The sequence below is a fragment of the Stenotrophomonas sp. LARHCG68 genome (genome assembly GCF_052871705.1).
Genome location: NZ_JBIXJV010000001.1, coordinates 667493 through 685270, shown reverse-complemented (window position 1 = coordinate 685270; position 17778 = coordinate 667493). Strand labels below are relative to the sequence as shown.

The 17778-nt window shown below is 68.0% G+C and carries 15 protein-coding genes; 4 read left to right on the top strand and 11 right to left on the bottom strand.

What is annotated here, in order from left to right; genetic code table 11:
* Nucleotides 1-59 precede the first annotated feature (59 nt).
* The 4 genes from ACIPR8_RS02955 to ACIPR8_RS02940 form a co-directional block, all read right to left on the bottom strand.
* Nucleotides 60-485 carry a DUF2946 family protein gene (locus ACIPR8_RS02955; protein WP_446540108.1) on the bottom strand — a complete coding sequence of 142 codons (426 nt, stop codon included), beginning with the start codon at nt 483-485 and terminating at the stop codon, nt 60-62.
* Nucleotides 486-572: 87 nt separating this feature from the next.
* Entirely contained in the window at nt 573-1313 is a 741-nt protein-coding gene (locus ACIPR8_RS02950; RefSeq protein ID WP_446540107.1) for an alpha/beta fold hydrolase, read from the bottom strand.
* A 20-nt stretch (nt 1314-1333) separates the two neighbouring features.
* Nucleotides 1334-1615: a hypothetical protein gene (locus ACIPR8_RS02945; RefSeq protein ID WP_132865421.1), complete on the bottom strand. Its 282-nt coding sequence runs from the start codon at nt 1613-1615 to the stop codon at nt 1334-1336.
* A 223-nt stretch (nt 1616-1838) separates the two neighbouring features.
* Nucleotides 1839-2822: a LysR family transcriptional regulator gene (locus ACIPR8_RS02940; protein ID WP_446540106.1), complete on the bottom strand. Its 984-nt coding sequence runs from the start codon at nt 2820-2822 to the stop codon at nt 1839-1841.
* Between the two features lie 165 nt (nt 2823-2987).
* Between ACIPR8_RS02940 and cysG the strand changes: the two genes are divergently transcribed.
* The 3 genes from cysG (at nt 2988) to ACIPR8_RS02925 (ending at nt 6195) form a co-directional block, all read left to right on the top strand.
* On the top strand, nt 2988-4451 hold the full coding sequence (gene cysG / locus ACIPR8_RS02935) for a siroheme synthase CysG (protein ID WP_446540105.1): 1464 nt from the start codon (nt 2988-2990) through the stop codon (nt 4449-4451).
* Between the two features lie 22 nt (nt 4452-4473).
* Nucleotides 4474-5433: a cysteine synthase A gene (gene cysK, locus ACIPR8_RS02930; RefSeq protein WP_192287487.1), complete on the top strand. Its 960-nt coding sequence runs from the start codon at nt 4474-4476 to the stop codon at nt 5431-5433.
* Nucleotides 5434-5610: 177 nt separating this feature from the next.
* Nucleotides 5611-6195 carry an O-acetyl-ADP-ribose deacetylase gene (locus ACIPR8_RS02925; protein WP_132865425.1) on the top strand — a complete coding sequence of 195 codons (585 nt, stop codon included), beginning with the start codon at nt 5611-5613 and terminating at the stop codon, nt 6193-6195.
* A 112-nt stretch (nt 6196-6307) separates the two neighbouring features.
* On the opposite strand, the gene ACIPR8_RS02920 is transcribed toward ACIPR8_RS02925, so the two are convergent.
* From ACIPR8_RS02920 to ACIPR8_RS02900, 5 genes are all read right to left on the bottom strand, one after another.
* Nucleotides 6308-7633, bottom strand: a complete 1326-nt coding sequence (locus tag ACIPR8_RS02920) for a M1 family metallopeptidase (protein WP_446540104.1) — start codon at nt 7631-7633, stop codon at nt 6308-6310.
* Between the two features lie 266 nt (nt 7634-7899).
* Nucleotides 7900-8904 carry a class I fructose-bisphosphate aldolase gene (locus ACIPR8_RS02915; RefSeq protein ID WP_132865427.1) on the bottom strand — a complete coding sequence of 335 codons (1005 nt, stop codon included), beginning with the start codon at nt 8902-8904 and terminating at the stop codon, nt 7900-7902.
* 165 nt (nt 8905-9069) lie between these two features.
* On the bottom strand, nt 9070-10536 hold the full coding sequence (pyk, locus tag ACIPR8_RS02910; RefSeq protein ID WP_132865428.1) for a pyruvate kinase: 1467 nt from the start codon (nt 10534-10536) through the stop codon (nt 9070-9072).
* Nucleotides 10537-10891: 355 nt separating this feature from the next.
* Nucleotides 10892-11536 carry an HAD hydrolase-like protein gene (locus ACIPR8_RS02905; protein ID WP_446540103.1) on the bottom strand — a complete coding sequence of 215 codons (645 nt, stop codon included), beginning with the start codon at nt 11534-11536 and terminating at the stop codon, nt 10892-10894.
* A complete protein-coding gene (locus ACIPR8_RS02900) occupies nt 11533-12711 on the bottom strand; it encodes a phosphoglycerate kinase (RefSeq protein ID WP_446540102.1) in 1179 nt (392 codons plus the stop codon). Before ACIPR8_RS02900 ends, ACIPR8_RS02905 begins: the two co-directional genes overlap by 4 nt.
* Before the next feature lie 81 nt (nt 12712-12792).
* Here ACIPR8_RS02900 and ACIPR8_RS02895 point away from each other — a divergent pair, with 81 nt between their 5' ends.
* Nucleotides 12793-13353, top strand: coding sequence for a GNAT family N-acetyltransferase (locus tag ACIPR8_RS02895; protein ID WP_446540101.1), 561 nt, complete (start codon nt 12793-12795; stop codon nt 13351-13353).
* A 255-nt stretch (nt 13354-13608) separates the two neighbouring features.
* Here the strand turns inward: ACIPR8_RS02895 and ACIPR8_RS02890 are convergent, their stop codons facing one another.
* Entirely contained in the window at nt 13609-14988 is a 1380-nt protein-coding gene (locus ACIPR8_RS02890) for a DUF3999 domain-containing protein (RefSeq protein ID WP_446540100.1), read from the bottom strand.
* Nucleotides 14985-17696: a DUF2339 domain-containing protein gene (locus ACIPR8_RS02885; RefSeq protein WP_446540099.1), complete on the bottom strand. Its 2712-nt coding sequence runs from the start codon at nt 17694-17696 to the stop codon at nt 14985-14987. Before ACIPR8_RS02885 ends, ACIPR8_RS02890 begins: the two co-directional genes overlap by 4 nt.
* Between the last annotated feature and the right edge of the window lie 82 nt (nt 17697-17778).

Genomic DNA, 17778 nt, shown 5'->3' with positions numbered 1-17778 from the left:
ACGACACAGCCGCGCCCTGCCCGATGGCAGCGCGCGACGAAGGAAAGAGGGGATGTCGTTCAGGAGAACAGCGGCGGGCCACGCACCGGGTGCGCGGGCCAGCGCAGGCTGGGCGGCAGTTGGATGCTGCGTGGTGAGGCCGGCGCAAGCCGGTACAACAACGGGGCCAGTACCAGCAGCACCGCCAACCATGGCAGCAACCGCGAGGCCATGGTGCAGTAGTCGCATGCCTCGCCGTGCGCGGCATGCGGATCGGGCGGCGCCTTGGCCGGCGTTGCGGCCGGCGCATGCCCGGCCAGGTGATGCGCATGCGCTGCATCGGTCATCGCCGCATGGCCAGCCTGCGCCCCCGGCAGGGTCATCGCACGGGTGTGCTGGGCGTGTCCGGCCTGCACCCAGCGACTGACCACCGGCGCCAACGCCATCAACAGCGTGGCGGCCAGGGCCAGATACAGCAGCAGGGTTTGAAAACGGGCCGTGCGCATGACCCGGGCATTCTATCGGCGCAGGCCAGGATTACCGGTTCAGCGCAGGTGCGACCGTTTGCCGCACGAGCGCCACCTGCGCCGGCCTCACCGCACCCATCCCAGCCGCATGGCTTGTGCTTTCACCGCCGCCGCACAAGCCGGTGCCGCCGCCTGCAGCAGCAGGTGCGGGCCCTGCATGTCCAGGCAGGTGCAATCCGCCACGTTGCGTGTGATCAACCGCCCTGCGCCCGCGGCGAGCAGGCGGTCACCGCTCGCCCGCAGGTAGACCACCGGCACCGGGATGCGTTGCAGCAGCCCGACCACATCCACCCGCATCGCCAGCCCGGCACGATGGCGCAGGACCTGCGGGCTGACCTGCCGCAATGCCCGCCGCAACGCACGGTCCAGCGCAGGCGAACTCCAGCGTCCCAGCAACCACCAGCGCAGTACCGCCAATGGCACGCCGTGCACCGGTGCAACACGGGTGATCGGGGCCAACAGCCGCGACAACGGCACCGGCGCACGCGCGAACGTGGTCGACAGGACCAGCCCGCGCAGGTTGGCGGGCGGATCGGCGGCGATGGCGATCGCCAACGGGCCGGAGAAGGATTCCCCCAGCAACACGAACGGCGCTTGGTCGGGCAGAGCCGCACGGACCCACCGTTCCAGTGATGGGTAATCCAACACGGCGTCGGCGGGATAGGCCATCACCTGCACCGTGGCAAAGGTGGTGCCCAGCGCTGCGATGAAGTCCTCGTGCATTGTTCCCGTACCGTCCAGGCCGGGAAGGATCACAAGCCGGGTCACGCGCACCTCGATGGGAGTTTCGAGGAGGATACGCTGCATGCAGGTGCCGGGGACGCCGATCAGTTCACCGCGATCGCATGCCGCACCTTGAGGGCGCCGTAGCAGAGGTCGCAGACGATGGCCATGTCGTTGAATGCGGCGAAGGCCTCGGTCAGGCCGCGTTCCTGCTGGAACTTTTCCTCGCAGCGATGGCACCAGGCCTGCAGGTTGTTGGGGTCGCTGCTGTTCTCGATGAAACCGGTGGGTGCCCCTTCGGCCCGCAGCATGTGCTGGCAGACCACCGCCGACACCCGCTGCCCATGCGGGCCGCAGTTCACCATGAGGGGTTCGTTCTCGTCCATGTGGGTTCGGCTCCTTGCTGAAAGGGGAAGCACTGCATCACTTCTCCGGCAATGGTTCCAGATAAGCCAACGACAGGGACCGGAAGGACGCCCTTCATGAAGGTAGGCCAACGGCGTGGACGGACCGCAGCCCGTTTGCGCCCCTTGCTTTGGCGCAAACAGGGAGAAGATCCGGAACAGGCACCGTCCCGCCTTCGCGGCGGAAGCCGCGCCTGCCGCCAGCTCAGCTGGTGATCGTCTGGGTCAACGATTCCCAGGTCGGCGGCTTGGGCCAGTTGGCCTCCTGGTTGCCGTCCAGCACGCGACGCAGGTCGCGCTTGTCGATCTGCGGGGCGAGCACGTGCATCAGTTCCAGTGCGTAGTCGCGCAGCACGCGGTCGCGCGGCAACACTGCCCAGGCAATGCACTCGGGGATCGCGGCCGGTGCCGGCCAGGCGCGCAGGTCAGTGTCGTTGCCGCTGACCGCCATTTCCGCCAGCAGGCCAACGCCCAGGCCTGCACGTACGTAAGTCTTGATCAGGTCCGCATCCAGCGCAGTCAGCGCCAGGTCCGGCTCCAGCTCGCGCGAGGCAAAGGCGCGTCGCAACGACGAACTCGGCCGTTTGGAGGATTCATAGCTGATCAACGGGTAGTCGGCCAATGCCGTCAGGTCCGGCACCGTGCCGGCCCGGTCCAGCGGATGGCCCTTGGGCACCAGCACCAGGCGACGCCAGCGGTACAGCGGCACCGCGATGCCGGTGGTGGGCTCGCTGCCGGCGGTGCTGATTACCGCGATGTCGGCATCGCCCTGGCTGAGCAGGTCCAGCGCATCGCTTTCGGCCGCCTGCTGCAGGTGCACGCTGACCTGCGGGTAGGCCTGCTTGATGCGCGCCACCGCCGGCGGCAACACGAAGCGCGCCTGCGTGTGGGTGGTGGTCAGGATCAACTGGCCATGGCTCTCGCGACGCTGGTTGGCCGCGTAGGTGCGGATGTTGTTGGCCTCGGCCAGCACCGCACGCGAACGGCTGATCACTTCCTCGCCGGCCGGGGTCACCGATTCCAGGCTGCGCCCCTTGCGCACGAACAACAGGAAACCCAGCTCGTCCTCCAGCTGCTTGAGCTGCTTGGACAAGCCCGGCTGCGTGGCATGCACGCGCGTGGCCGCGAGCGTGATGTTGAGCTCGGCGTCGGCAATGGCGACGAGGTAGCGCAGTTGGGTCAGGGTCATCGCAGCAGGACAGGGAGAGGCGAAGGTGAGGCAACCGACTGTAGGTTAAATCCCACGAACAGCTTTATAACCAAAAGAGATAAGCAAGGCGACGCAAGTCATTTCCGGCCCATCGAGGGCAACGCTACGGTCAGCGGCCTCTCCCTACGATACCGCGCCACTGCCTTGGACGCCCCCCTGTTCCCGCTGTTTGCCGACCTCTCCGGTCGCGCCGTGTTGGTGGTGGGCGGCGGCGCGGTGGCCGAACGCAAGGTGTTGGCGCTGCTGCATGCCGGTGCCCGCCCGCGGGTGGGTGCCCCGGAACTGACGCCGCGCCTGCGGGAGCTGGCCGATGCCGGCCGCCTGCAGTGGCTGCAGGGCAGCTTCGAGGACGCCTGGCTGGGCAAGGACATCTGGCTGGTCGTGGCGGCCACCGACGATATCCCGACCAACCGCGCCGTCGCCGCCGCCGCAGGGGCACAGCGACTGTTCGTGAACGTGGTCGACGATGCCCGCCTGTCCAGTTTCCACGTGCCGGCGGTGGTCGAGCGCGGGCCACTGCAGATCGCCATTTCCAGCGGCGGTGCCGCACCGATGGTGGCCCGCCACGTGCGCCGCCAGCTGGAGCAGTTGTTCGACGGTGCCTGGGGCCAGCTGGTGGAGCTGGTTGGCCGCCACCGGCGCAGCATCCGCAGCCGTTTCCCGGAGCTGGGCGCACGCCGCCAGTTCTTCGACCGGCTGATCGAGAGCCCCCTGCTCGGCCTGCTGCGGCGTCGCCAGGACGGCGCGGCCGATGCCCTGCTGTCCGAGGCCATCGCCGGCACGGTCGCTCCGGCCCAGGGCTCGGTAGTGCTGGTCGGCGCGGGCTCGGGCGACCCCGGGCTGCTCACGCTGGGGGCACTGCGCGCGCTCAACCAGGCCGACGTGATCCTCTACGACCGCCTGGTCAGCATCGAAGTACTGCAGTTGGCACGTCGCGATGCCGAGTACATCGAGGTCGGCAAGTCGGCCAAGGGCCACAGCACCGCGCAGCAGGACATCCATGCGCTGATGTTGGAGCACACCCGCGCCGGCCGCCGCGTGGTGCGCCTCAAGGGCGGGGACGCCTTCGTGTTCGGCCGCGGCGGCGAGGAACTGCAGTTCCTGCGTGCGCATGGCGTGCCTTATGAGGTCGTGCCCGGCATCACCGCCGCCCTGGCCTGCGCCGCGTACGCCGGCATTCCGTTGACCCACCGCGACCACGCCCAGCAGCTGCGCCTGGTCACCGCGCACTGCAAGGACTCGATGGACACGCTGGATTGGCCGGAACTGGCCAAGGCCCGGCAGACCCTGGTGTTCTACATGGGCGTCGGGGCGCTGGAACAGATCCAGGCACGCCTGCTCGCTGCCGGACTGGCCGCCGGCACGCCGTTCGCGCTGATCGAGAACGGCTCGCGCCGCGAGCAGCGGGTGATCACCGGCCCGCTGCATGCCCTGCCCGAAACCGCCCGGCAACACCAGGTGCAATCGCCCGCACTGCTGGTGCTCGGCGAGGTGGCGGCGTTGGCCGACGAGCTGCACTGGTTCGGGGCCGCGCCGTTGCACGGCAGGACCACCCCGCCCTCACCTTCCACAAAGACGCCGCCGACGACACTGGCCGACGCCGCCTGACCCCTCTTCCCTGGAGAACCCCATGGCCATCTACAACAGCATTCTGGACACCATCGGCAATACCCCGGTAGTCAAACTCAACCGCCTGGCGCCGGCCGGCGTGGATGTGTACGTCAAGGTCGAGTCGTTCAACCCGGGAGGCTCGGTCAAGGACCGCCTGGCCCTGGCCATCATCCTGGACGCCGAGAAGAAGGGCCTGATCAAGCCCGGCGACACCATCGTCGAGGCAACCTCGGGCAACACCGGCGTGGCACTGGCCATGGTCGCCGCCGCACGCGGCTACAAGTTCGTCGCCACGATGGTGGAAACCTTCTCGGTCGAGCGCCGCAAGCTGATGCGCGCCTATGGCGCCAAGGTCATCCTGACCCCGGCCGCCGAGCGTGGCAGCGGCATGGTGCGCAAGGCAAGGGAACTGGCCGAGCAGCACGGCTGGTTCCTGGCCAGCCAGTTCGCCAATCCGGCCAACCCGGCCTTCCACCGCCAGACCACCGCTGCCGAGATCCTGCGTGACTTCGCCGGCAAGCGGCTGGACTACTTCGTCAGCGGCTGGGGCACCGGCGGCACCCTGACCGGCGTTGGCGAAGTGCTGAAACTGGCCCGCCCGGAGACCCGCATCATCGCCACCGAGCCGGCCGGCGCCGCGCTGCTGGCCGGCAAGGACTTCACCCCGCACAAGATCCAGGGCTGGACCCCGGACTTCGTGCCGGAGGTGCTCAACCGCGAGGTCTACGACGCGCTCTACTCGGTGCAGGACGAGCGCGCCATCGAGATCGCGCGCCGCCTGGCCGCCGAGGAAGGCATCTTCGTCGGCATCTCCTCCGGCGCCACGGTGGCCACCGCGCTGGAAGTGGCGGCCAAGGCCGAAGCCGGCTCGGTGGTGCTGGCGGTGGCCCCGGATACCGGCGAGCGTTACTTCTCCACCCCGCTGTTCGCCGACGTCAACGATGGCTCGGACGACGACTGGCTGGCCGGTCTGCCGTAACCGCCATTACTGGATGCATCCGTCGAAGGCCGCCTCCGGGCGGCCTTCGTGTTTGCCGCCCGCGACGTGAAGACGAATCGCGCCCGATGAGACGGGACCGGTGCAGACTGGCCACGGGCAGGTCGCCCGGGTGTGCCGTCACACTTTTCTCATACAGGGAGCGGGAAGATCACAGCCATGAGCATCGAAGTCTGGCAGGGCGACATCACCGAACTGGCTGTTGACGCCATCGTCAACGCGGCCAACGAAACCCTGCTTGGCGGCGGCGGTGTGGACGGGGCCATCCATCGCGCGGCAGGCCCGGGCCTGCTGGCCGAGTGCGAGCGCCTGCCGGAACTGCGGCTGGGCGTGCGCTGCCCGACCGGCGAGGTCCGCGCCACCGACGGCTACAACCTGCCGGCCCGCCATGTGTTCCACGCGGTCGGCCCGGTGTGGCGCGACGGCCGTTATGACGAGGCCGCGCTGCTGGCCAACTGCTATTGGCAGTCGCTGCGCCTGGCCGAACAGATGGGGCTGGAATCGATCGCATTCCCGGCCATCAGCTGCGGGGTGTACGGCTACCCGCTGCACCAGGCCGCGACCATCGCCGTCACCGAAACCATGACCTGGCAGAAGAGCCACCCGCACCCGCTGCGCATCATCCTGGTGGCGTACAACGCGGCGGCCTTCAAGATCTACCAGCAGGCGCTGGCCAGGGAAGGCCTGAGCAGCGAGCCGGCGGCACCGCCGCTGGTGCCACTGGTCGGGCTGGCGGCCGGCTGAGGCCGTCCCTTCGGTTCAGGAACGGCCCTTCCCCTGCCTGCGGCACAGGGAGGCGACGGTCATGCGCCGTCGAGGATTCCGGGCAGGCCGGGACTGCATCCCGGCCTGCCGATCAGATCTGGCCGCCGGTACCGTAGACCCACGCATCGAAGAACGGCTGCAGTGATCGCCCTGCCGCCGCTTCCATCGCCTGCTGGAAATCCCGGGTCACCACCGAGCGCCCGTCATTGGCCTGGGTATAGGCACGCAGCCCCTGCCAGAACACCGCCTCGCCCAGTTCGCCGCGCAGGCGATGCAGCACGTAGGCGCCCTTCTGGTAGACCACTGCGCGGTCATCGGCGCTGGGCCTGTTCCAGTCCGGATACACCAGTGCGCGGTCCGCCCCGCTCTCGCGCAGCGTGCCGATGCGTGCTTCCCAACGCGCCACCGTCTGCTGGTACGCCGCCTCGCCCTGCGCATGCTGCAGCCACGCGGCGGTCATGAAGTTGGCCATGCCTTCGTTGAGCCAGAAGTGCTCCCAGCCCGCGCAGGTCACCCGGTTGCCCCACCACTGGTGGGCCGCCTCATGGGCCAGCAGGCCCTGCCGGCCCGGGTCGTCCAGCAGCTCCTTGCCATAGGCTTCGGACAGCAGCGACAGCCCCGCCAGTTCCTGGCCGATCGTGCGCGCCACCAAGGCCTGATGATAGTCGCCGTTGTAGGCCAGTCCGGCGCGTGCGGCGAAGAAGTCGAGCATGTCACCGGTGGCGGCGAACACCTGCGCCAGCTCGGCGTCGGTGCGGTCCACCGAATAGAAGTGCAGGTCGATGCTCCCGTGGCGCTGCTGCACGTGCCGGTACGGGCCGGCGGCGAAACCATAGACATAACCCGGCATCGGCGTGCGCAGCCGCCAACGGCGCTCGATGCGGCCATCGTCGAGCAGGCGGGACGGCATCACCTCGCCCACCGCGGTGGCCTGCACGGTGCCTGGCAGGCGCAGGGCAAGGTCCAGCGTGGCTCGTGCATCCGGCGCATCCAGCGAGGGCATCCATTGGCTGGTGGAGAAGACCGTGTAGGCCTCGTTGCGGGCGGGTGCGAACTCCAGCCCGAACGGTGGCTTGCCGTGGTAGCGCAAGGCCACGCTGGACGTTTCACCCGGTGCCAGTGGCGCGGGCAAGGTGATGCGCAGCTTGCCTTCGCCCTGCGTGAAGTCCAGCGAAGCCTCGTCCTGGCGTACCGCCGCAATCTGCAAGGCGCCGCTGTCCAGCTCCAGCTGCTGCAACGGGGTGTCACCGGCGCGGAAGCGCACGACCTGTTCGCCCTGGATTTCACCGGCGGCGATGTCCAGGTCCAGCATGGTCTGGTAATGCAGCACCTGGAAGTTCCGCTCCGCCGCGATGCCGGACAGCGGCAACCACAGGGCCAGTGCCAACCATAACCGGTGCTGTTTTCCTTCGCGCATGTGCTGCTGCCTTGTTCGGGAAGCAGCGATTGTAGTGGGCGGGTTGCTTCTGGGGCTTCTCCCTCCCCGGCTCTCCCCTTGGCTGCGCCAATGGGAGGGGGCCCAAAGCGAGTGCTGCGATGACCTGACAGATCGTACTAGACCGCCCCCTCCCTTTGGCGCGGCCAAGGGGAGGGCTGGGGAGGGGTAAGCCCTTCCTTCCAAAGAGCAGAAACGAAAACGCCGGCACAAGGCCGGCGTTCCCGATCAATCACAGCCGATGGCGATCAGCCGTTCCACTTGCCCAGCGCCGCCTGGCCGTTTTCCTTGGCGCGCTCGAACACGGTCTTCTGTGCTGCGGCGTAGTTGCCCTTCATGTCCTTGGCCCACAGCTTCAGCGCGGCCTGCTGCATGGCGCGGCCGTAGGAGAAGCTCAGCGGCCACGGCAGGTTGCCCAGCTGGTTCATGGCGTTGAGGTGCGCGGTGGACTGCTCGTCGCTCTGGCCACCGGACAGGAACACGATGCCCGGCATGATGGCCGGCACGGTCGACTTCAGGCACATCACGGTCGACTCGGCCACTTCCTCCACGTCCACCTGCTCGTCGCAGGTCTTGCCCGGGATGACCATCGATGCCTTCAGGATGGTGCCTTCCAGCACCACGTTCTGCTGGTACAGCGCATCGAACAGCGAGCGCAGGGTGGCTTCGGTGACTTCGTAGCAGGTCTCGATGTCGTGGTCGCCGTCCATGATCACTTCCGGCTCGACCATCGGCACCAGGCCGCATTCCTGGCACAGGGCGGCATAACGGGCCAGCGCGTGGGCGTTGGACTCGATGCAGGTGCCCGACGGCATGCTTTCGCCGATGTTGATGACCGCACGCCACTTGGCGAAGCGGGCGCCGAGCTTGTAGTACTCCTGCAGGCGCTCGCGCAGGCCGTCCAGGCCTTCGGTGACCAGCTCGCCCGGGCAGCCGGCCAGCGGGTGCGCGCCCTTGTCGACCTTGATGCCCGGGATCATGCCGTTGTCGGCCATGTACTTGGCGAACGGCACGCCGTCCTTGGTCGACTGGCGGATGGTTTCGTCGTACAGGATCGCGCCGGAGATGTGCTCGTTGAGCTTCGGCGTGGTCAGCAGCAGCTCGCGATAGGCACGGCGGTTCTCTTCCGTGTTCTCGATGCCGACGCTGGCAAAGCGCTTGGCAATCGTGCCGGTGGATTCGTCGATGGCGATGATGCCCTTGCCCGGTGCGACCATTGCCTGGGCGGTTTCAGCCAGCAGTTCGATGCTCATTGAGTTTCCTGTAACAGGGGTGCGGGAAAACCCGGATTATAGCCCGGCCCGCTCGCGAGCTGTCCGCCCGCAAGGTCTGGAACCGGTTTCAATCCGCCCTGTCAGGACAAATCTTGTCCGCCCCGATCAGCTTCCTGACCGGGGCGTTGTCTCACGCCCGCGCGATCAGAGTTCGCCCAGGCCGCTGGCGCGACCGTCCGCACCCACTTCGAGCAGGCGCAGCGTGTTGGTGGCGCCGTGGGTTTCCATGTGCTCACCACTGGTGAACACCACGCGGTCACCGGCTTCCAGCTGTCCGGCCTCGACCAGCAGGCGGATGCTGCCACGCGCGGCTTCGCGCGGGGTCAGGCCACGGCTGTCGAAGTTGATCGGGAACACATCGCGCATCAGCGCCATCTGGCGACGCGCACCGTCATGGCGGGTGACCGCGTAGATCGGCGCCTTGGCACGGAAGCGCGACAGGTAACGCGCGGTGCCACCGGATTCGGTCATCGCCACGATGGCGCGCACGCCCACGTGCTGGGACAGGAACATGGTGGCCATGGCGATGGCCTGGTCGGCACGCTCCAGGTTGCGCGGCGAGGCGTTGAAGTCGGTTTCGGTCTGGAACTGGCGTTCGGCGCCCAGGCAGATGCGGGCCATCGCCTCGACCGCCTTGACCGGGTAGGCACCGGCCGCGGTTTCGGCCGACAGCATCACCGCATCGGTGCCGTCGATGACCGAGTTGGCCACGTCCAGCACTTCGGCGCGGGTCGGGATCGGGCTTTCCACCATCGACTGCAGCATCTGCGTGGCGGTGATCACCACTTTATTCTGCGCCAGCGAGGCCTTGATGATCTTCTTCTGCAGGCCCGGCAGCTCGGCATCGCCGATTTCCACGCCCAGGTCGCCGCGGGCCACCATCACCACGTCGCTGGCCTCGACGATCTCCTCCAGGTTCTCGATGGCTTCGGTGCGCTCGATCTTGGACACCAGCGCCGCGTCACAGCCATGCTGCTGGGCGATCGCGCGTGCGTCGTTCATGTCCTGCGCATTGCGGCAGAACGAGACGGCGATGAAGTCCACGCCGATCTTGGCGACGATGCCGATCAGTTCCTTGTCACGCTCGGTCAGCGCGCCCAGCGACAGGCCGCCGCCCTGCTTGTTCAGGCCCTTGCGGTCGGACAACACGCCATCGTTGAGCACGGTGTTGATGATGCGCTCGCCCTGCACTTCGACCACCTGCAGCTGCATCAGGCCGTCATCAAGCAGCAGGACGTCACCCGGGCCCACGTCCTGCGGCAGCCCCAGGTAGCTCACGCCCACCTGGCTGGCATCGCCGGACGGCGCGCTGCTGCTGGCGATCAGGTCGAAGCGGTCGCCCGCCTTGAGCGTGACCTTGCCTTCGGCAAAGCGTTCGATGCGGATCTTCGGGCCCGGCAGGTCGGCCAGGATGCCCACTTCCACGCCCACGCGCTGCGCGGCGGCGCGGACCTCGGCGGCACGCTTGGCCTGGCCGGACGGATCACCGTGGGAGAAGTTCAGGCGGACCACGTTGACGCCAGCGCGGAACAGCTCATCCAGTACCCCTGGCGCGTCGGTCGCAGGGCCGAGGGTGGCAAGAATCTTGGTGCGGCGCTGACGTTCAAGCATTGTGCGAAGTCTCCCTATCGAAGCCGCCGAAAGTAGCACATCCATTGCATGACAACGATGTCGCATACGATTTCATAAGACACTTTCTGCACTGTCCCAAAGACAGCTGGGACAGCCTGTCTGGACATACCGTACGGTATGACAACGCGGGTCCCATCGCTGTCCCGAACTGCATGCACCGGGAACATGATGGCGCAATGATGCGGCGATGTCCGGGCCGCTGCGTGACGGAGAAGGGACATCCTCACCGGACAGACGGGACAGGCTGCGCCGTGCCCGCGGGCGGAACGCAACGCCCCGGGGCAACCCTGCCCTGAAATGCACAGGCCCCGCGAAGCGGGGCCTGTGCGTTCGTTCAACCGTGCAGTACCGCAGCCAGTTCGTCCGGCGTCTCCGCCAATCGCCCTGCCCCGGCGGCGAGCAGTTCCTCACGGCCGCCGAACCCCCACAGCACACCGACATTGCGCATGCCGTGGTGACGCGCGCCTTCGATGTCCATGCGGCGGTCACCGATCATCCAGCATTGCGCCGGCGGCAATGACAGCCGCTGCAGGGCCTCGGCGATCAACTGCGGCTTGTCGCTGCGCGAGCCGTCCGGCGTGGCACCGATGACGTCCTCGAAGCAACCGCCAAACGGCAGGTGCTCGATGATGCGCTGGGCATGCGGTTCGTTCTTGGCGGTGACCACGGCCAGGCGATGCCCGGCCGCGTGCAGGCCCTGCACGACCTCACCGATACCGGCGTAGATATCGTGCTCCTGCCAGCCAAGCACTTCGAAGCGCTCGCGGTACAGCTCCACCGCCTGCTCCACGCGCTGCGCATCGTTGAACAGCGGGCCGAAGCTGGTGCGCAGCGACGGGCCGATCCACTTGCGCAGCGCGGCCTCCGGCGGCACCGGTTGCTGCATCTTCTCCAGTGCGTAGGCCACGCAGCGGGTGATCCCGACGGCCGAATCAATCAGCGTGCCGTCCAGATCGAAGAAGAACACATCCCGGCTCACTGGCCGCGGGCCTCCAGCGCGGCCACCGCCGGCAGGGTCTTGCCTTCCAGGAACTCCAGGAACGCGCCGCCGCCGGTGGAGATGTAGCTCACTTCCTTTGCGATGCCGTACTTGTCCACGGCGGCCAGGGTGTCACCACCGCCGGCGATGGAGAATGCCTGCGAGCTGGCGATGGCGCGGGCCAGTGCCTCGGTGCCCTTGCCGAACGCGTCGAACTCGAACACGCCAACCGGGCCGTTCCAGACCACGGTGCCGGCCTTGGCGATCAGTGCGGCGTACTGCTCGGCGGTCTTCGGGCCGATGTCCAGGATCATGTCGTCGGCACCCACCGCATCGACCGCCTTGACCGTGGCCGGCGCGTCGGCGGCGAACGCCGGTGCGACCACCACGTCGACCGGCAGCGGGATTTCGGCGCCGCGCGCCTTGGCCGCGGCGTCGATGTTGCGCGCGGTGTCGAGCAGATCGTTCTCGACCAGCGACTTGCCCACGCCATGGCCTTCGGCCGCGATGAAGGTGTTGGCGATGCCACCACCAACGATCAGCTGGTCCACCTTGCTCACCAGGCTGGACAGCAGCTCCAGCTTGGTCGACACCTTGGAACCGGCGACGATGGCCAGCAGCGGACGGGCCGGGTTGGCCAACGCCTTGTCCAGCGCATCCAGCTCGGCCATCAACAGCGGGCCACCGGCGGCAACCGGTGCGAAGCGGATCACGCCATGCGTGGACGCCTGCGCACGGTGCGCGGTGCCGAAGGCATCCATCACGAACACGTCGCACAGTGCGGCGTACTTCTTCGACAGCGCTTCGTCGTCCTTGCCCTCGCCCACGTTCATGCGGCAGTTTTCCAGCAGCACGATCTTGCCCGGCGCCACATCCACGCCGTCCACCCAGTCCTTGACCAGCGGCACGTCCACGCCCAGCAGTTCGGATAGCCGCGTGGCGACCGGTGCCAGCGAATCGGCCTGGCTCCACACGCCTTCCTTCGGGCGACCCAGGTGCGAGGTGACCAGCACCGCGGCGCCCTTTTCCAGCGCCAGCTTCAGCGTCGGCAGCGAGGCAGTGATGCGCTGCTCGGAGGTGATCCTGCCGTTCTCGTCGATCGGCACGTTCAGATCCTGGCGGATCAGGACACGCTTGCCGGAAAGATCGAGGTCGGTCATGCGAACGATGGACATGGCAGTATCTGCTCCGCAGGGGGTAGGAAACCCCCATTTTCGCCCGCCCCGGCAACCGGGGCAAACCCGGGGTTCGTTCCGATGCAGATACCGCTGCCCCAACCTGAACTGCAAAGCAGCCGCCTGCGCCTGCGCGAGGTCCGCCAGGACGATGCCGCGGCGCTGTACGACATCCATTCCGACCCGGTGGTGATGCGCTACTGGAGCTACCCGGCCTGGACCGAACTGGCACAGGCCGAGCAGAAAGTGGCCGACATCCTGAGCCAACGGCGCGAGCAGGAAATACTGATCTGGGCGATCGCGGACAAGGCGAGCGACCAGTTGATCGGCACCGCCGTTGCCTTCGCGCTGAACCGCGACCAGGGCCGCGCCGAGATCGGCTACAGCCTGCGCCGTGACCGGCAGGGGCAAGGGCTGGCAGTGGAAGCGATGCGGCTGATCGTGCCCTACCTGTTCGATGTGCTTGAACTGCGGCGGCTGGAAGCGGACATCGACCCACGCAACGCAGCCTCGTGCTGGCTGGTGGAGAAGCTTGGCTTCGTGCGCGAAGGCGTGCTGCGCGAGCGCTGGCACGTCAACGGCGAGATCACTGATACGGCGCTGTATGGGCTACTGGAACGGGACTTCAGGCGCGGGGAATGACCCGCAACGCGCCGATGCGATGCTTCATACCGCTGCGGTTGCTGCGGGAGTGGAGCCTACCCCTCCCCAGCCCTCCCCTTGGCTGCGCCAAAGGGAGGGGGCGGTTCCGCGTGAGCTGTCGGGTCGCAGCACTGTCCGGCCACAGCAGAAGCCGCTCCTGGCCCCTCCCTTTGGCGCAGCCAAGGGGAGGGTTGGGGAGGGGTAGCCTTCAGAAGCAAAAGCCCTGCGATCCAGCAAACCGGCAAGCGCCACCTCTCACTGCTTTCCGGCCTGACCACTGCGGATCAGGCTGAGCGCGAACCCGGCCACCACCAACGCCCCCAACACCAGCACGGCCCATAGCACGAGGTTCTTCCAGTCGCGCGGCGTCTGAGCCGGCTGGTACGCCGCGTCACCTGCACGCTGCGCCTGCGCCCCCAGGCTTGCCGCAGCCGGTTGCCACTGCTGGCCGTTGCGTGCGCGCAGCGCATCCAGCATCGGGTCGAGCGCGGCCTGCGCCTGGCCCACGTTCGCGCTGCCCGCCACCAGCAGGTACGGCGCCCTGCCCTGCGCCAGGAACATCACGCTGCCCGGGCGGTAGCCCAATCGCAGCTCCGGGGCCTGCGCCGGCTCCGAACCGGGCTCTGCCTGCAGGCGCCATTCGCGGTCCGTAACCGTCCCGGAGGTCTCCAACGGGGCCGAGCGCTGCTGCTGGCCGCCTTCGCTCAGGTTCCACGCATTCCAGCCCTGGGTCAGGGTCTGCCAGTGCGGGGTCTGGCCGTCCGAGCCGGTGCGGTCCAGATCGCGACTGGAAACCGTCCAGCTCACCGCACTGTTGGCCGGCATCACCACATCCAGCCGCTGCACCGGCAGGCGTCCCTTGAGCGTGTACAGATAGCCGTCACGGGCGTTGCCACCGGATTGCGCCTGCAGGACCTGCCATTGCCAGTCGCCGGCGTCGACCATGTCGGCCATTTCACCGCGCAGGCCGCGCAGGGCCGGCGCACCGTGCCGCTGCAGTGGCACCAGCCGCAGGTAGCGCAGGCCGCTCTCGACCTTGATGGTGGTGTTGCGCAGGGCTCGGCCCTGGTTGTTCAACTGCACCAGCCGCACCTGCGGATCCAGCACCTGCCAGCCGCGCAGGTCATCGCTGCCTTCCAGGCGGTAGCCCAGGTCGAGCGTTGCCGAGGGGTCCGCCCAATCAACCTGCAATGCACGCAGCTTGCCGGCGTCCTTGTCCAGGTCCACCAACCACACCGGATCGGCACTACCCGCTTCTCCGGCCCGCGCTACCGAGTTGCGGATAGACAACACCTTGCCGCCGCCGTCCCGCTCGACCACCACGCTCAGGTCATCATCCGCCGTCGCTGCGGACACCGGCAGCGCGAACCAGGACAACTCCACCGTGCGCAGCGGTGCGGACAGCGGCATGGCCGCTGCGTACACCGCGCTGGCCACCGGCTTGCCATCGGCATCGAGCACGCGTACATCGCGCAGGTCGCGCCAGTGCGCGGCGGCATACACGGAGGCATCCAGCGGTACCCGGTATGCGCCCGCGTCCGGCTGGGACAACTGCAACGGCCATTGCCGGGCGAAATCGTCGGCAGCCTGCGCGCCCATCGGCAACAGGGCCAGCCACAGCAGACGCTTGATCATGCGGATACTTCCTCGTTGTTGTTCGTCGCTGCCGCGCGTCGCGGCGGTGCCGGGGCCAGCCAGCCCACCAGGGTGCACAGCAGGCCATAGGCGATGAACGCGCCAATGCCCAGCAGGTCGCCGAGGTTGCCACGATCGACCAGCAGCAGCTTGGCCAGCACCACGCCCATCAGGATCGCACCGGCCAGCCACAGCCCCCATTGCCCGCGCCGCGAGCCGGATACCCAGCCCAACACGCCCAGCAGGCTCCACACCACGGTCAGGCTGGTCTGCGCCAGCTGGGTGCCGAGCAGACGATCACTCCACGGCTCACCGCCCCACTGATGCACGGCGCGCAGGGTCATCACCGTCACCAGCACCAACGCGGCGACGGCCATCCCCACCAGCTGCGCCGGCGGCGCATGTCCGTCATGGCCCTGCCACACGCGCATGGCGACCAGCACCAGCACTGCGACCTCGGCCAGTTCCAACGGATTGAACAGTACGATCCAGGGCAGCGGCGCGGCGTTGCCGGCGCTGGCCAGCGAGCCCAGCCACCACAGGCCAAGCACGCCGAACACCGCCGCCTGCAATGCCAGGCGGTAGCGATCGAAAGCCTCGCCCAACGGTTGCGCCAGCCAGCTCCAGCGACGCATCGACACCAGGCCGAGCAGCAACCAGGGCGATGCCAGCAGCAGCCCGACCCAGCCTTCGGCCAGCGTGAAACGCTCGCCGATGTGCCAGGCCAGCAGCGACAGCACGGTCGGCCACAACAGCCACCACGCCAACTGCGCCAGGCCCGCGATCACGCCGCTGCCGGCACGCAGGCACAACAGGCTGCGGATGCCGAGCACCGCGAACGCCAGCCAGGCCCAGAGCCCGTACCCGGCAAACGGCTGGCCGTAGTTGTCGACCTGCAGGAATGCCAACGGGAACGCGACCACCAGGCATCCCAGCGTGGTCAACGACAACAGCAGGGCCGGCGCACGCCGCTGTACTTCGGCGGCCAGCCAACCGGTCACGCCGAACACCAGCAAGGCCACGTGCAGACGGCTGCTCCACGCCACATGCTGGTCGTTCTCGTGGAGCAGGTTGCCCAGCCACCAGAGCAGGCCCCAGCCGTAGGCAGCGATGGCCACCGGCAGGCGGCCTGCACCGCGGTACAACCAGGCGGTGGCCAAGCCAGCCAGCGCGATCAGCAACGCCCCCATGAAGGTCGCGTTGGCAATGGCCAGGGTGCCATAGCCATAGGCATTACCCGCACCGATGAGCAGCGCGCCGCCGGCCAGCACCTGCAGGCCGATACCGGTCCAGCGCGCGAGCCTGCGCTCCTGCATGAGCCCCAGCCACACCAGGCCGGCCCCCTCCAGCGCGAACACCGAAGCGGTGACGCGCGCTGACAAGGCCAGCGGCACCGCCAACGTCGCAAAACCCACCGCCAGGATCGCGTAACCGCGCGCCAGCACGTCCAGGCGCTCCTTGTGGATCAGCGCCTTGGCCAGCAGCGCATACACCACCGCAACGCCCAGCGCGCACAACGCCAGCGGCATGCGCTCGCCCTGCAGCAACCCTGCCTGCAGCGAGAACGCGATCAACGGCGTGCCGAACAACAGGCAACCATCGATGCGCGCGCTGCCCGGCGTGCTTGCCTTGCGTGCATACAGCAAGGGCAGCAGCAGGTAGAACACGAAGAACAGCACCAGAAACGGCTGGGTGCTGTTGAACTTGGCCGGTGCGTACTGCAGCACGCCCCACAGCGTGCCGATGCCCCAGGTGAAGGCGAAGCCCAGCAGGTTGAGGATGCGCCAGGGGCGTACCCAGGCGATGGCGAAGATGCCGGCGTTGAGCAGCGCGTAGTACGAGAACAGGCCCACGTGGTTGCCACTGTTGCTGGACAGCCAGATCGGCGCCATGAATCCGGCCAGCACCCCCAGGATGGCGAGCGTACGCGACTCCTGCAGCACCGCCATCACCGACAGCCCGGCGATCAACACCACGCTGATCAGGAACGCGGGCACCGCATCGATGAAGCCGTAGATCTTGAACGCCGCAAACACGGTCAACAGCAATATCCCGATGCTGCCCCCCTGCAGCGCCAGGGCGAATGTCCGGTGGCTTTCACGCTTGCGCCAGGCGAAGACCAGCCCGGCCAGGGCCGCCACACTGACCGCCACCAGGCGCATCTGCGCGGAGATGCTCACCCAGCCCTGGTCACTGGCGTACTTGAGCAACGCCGCGACACCGGCCAGCAACACCAGCATGCCCACCTTGACCGGCACATTGCCGCTGGTGAACCACTGGCGGACACGTTCGATGCCACGTTCGATGAAATTGGGCCCGGAGGGCGCGGCCGGCGCGCGTCTCGGCTCCGGGGTTGGTTCCGGGATCGGCTCCACCGGTGCCGCAGACACGCGGACCGGCTCCGGCAAGGGCGGTGGTGCGGGAGCCGCCGACGTTACGTCGACCGGCGGCGCTGCCACGGCCGGCGCTTCGGGGATGGCCTCCGGCGGCTGCGTGGCAGGCTCCTCGAATGCGTCGGGTTGCATCCAGCCGTAGGGCCGCTCTGCCTCGCTGGCGGACGCCGGCCCCTGCGCGGCCAATGCCGCCTCCAGCGCCGCGACCCTGCGCTTGAGCGAGGACACCGACACCAGCGCGATCAACAGCAGCACCGGCATCGCCAGCACCACGATCAGCAGCAGGATCCCGAACAACCACAGTATCTCTTCCATTACCGTCCTTGTACCCCGTCAGGTGCCGCACCACCTTAATCACGCGCTTGGGAAACGCAAGCCGTCACGCGACCACTTCACG